This window comes from Aeromonas fluvialis, from assembly GCF_000819885.1.
Classification (GTDB): Bacteria; Pseudomonadota; Gammaproteobacteria; order Enterobacterales; family Aeromonadaceae; genus Aeromonas; species Aeromonas fluvialis.
In genome coordinates, this window is sequence record NZ_CDBO01000062.1 from 1 (window position 1) to 982 (window position 982).

The following is a 982-nucleotide window of genomic DNA, read 5'->3' on the forward strand; positions in this document are numbered from 1 at the left end:
TGCGCCACCCCGCGGCCATTTTCGTACATGAACCCGAGGTTGTACTGGGCATCGGCATTTCCGTTCTCGGCAGCCCGGCGATACCAGTGCACCGCCTGGCTATCGTCCTGCGCCACCCCGCGGCCTTCGTCATACATGAACCCAAGGTTACACTGGGCAGCGGCATGGCCTTGCTCGGCAGCCTGGCGATACCAGTGCACCGCCTGGCTATCGTCCTGCGCCACCCCGCGGCCATTGGCATACATGACCCCGAGATTACACTGGGCATCAGCATTTCCCTGTTCGGCGGCCAGGCGAAACCAGTGCGCAGCCTGGCTATCATCCTGCGCCACCCCGCGGCCATTGATATACATGAACCCGAGGTTGCACTGGGCATCGGCATCTCCTTTCTCGACAGCCCGGCGATACCAGTGCACCGCCTGGCTATCGTCCTGCGCCACCCCGCGGCCTTTGGCATACATCAACCCAAGGACGCCCAGGGCTCGGGCATTGCCCTGCTCGGCAGCCTGGCGATACCAGTGCACCGCTTGGCTATCGTCCTGCTCCACCCCGCGGCCATTTTCGTACATGAGCCCAAGGTTAAACTGGGCAGCGGCATGGCCCTGCTCAGCAGCCTGGCGATACCAGTGCGCAGCTAGGCTATCGTCCTGCTCCACCCCGAGGCCATTGTCATACATAAACCCAAGTCTGTACTGGGCAAAGGCATATCCTCGTTTGGCAGCCTGGCGATACCGGTGCACCGCCTGGCCATCGTCCTTCGCCACCCCGCGGCCATTGGCATACATGAGCTCGAGGTTACTCTGGGCATCAGCATCTCCGTTCTCGGCAGCCTGACGATACCAGTACACCGCTTGGCCATCGTCCTGCGCCACCCCGCGACCTTCGTCGTACATGAACCCAAGGTTGCACTGGGCCCTGGCATGGCCCTGTTCGGCGGCCTGGCGATACCAGTGCACCGCTTGACTATCGTCCTGCGCCACCC

At 62.8% G+C, this 982-nt stretch carries 1 protein-coding gene; it reads right to left on the minus strand.

What is annotated here, in order from left to right:
* Positions 1-982 (minus strand): SEL1-like repeat protein (locus BN1125_RS19720; protein ID WP_042012895.1); only part of this gene is annotated, 982 nt, incomplete at both ends.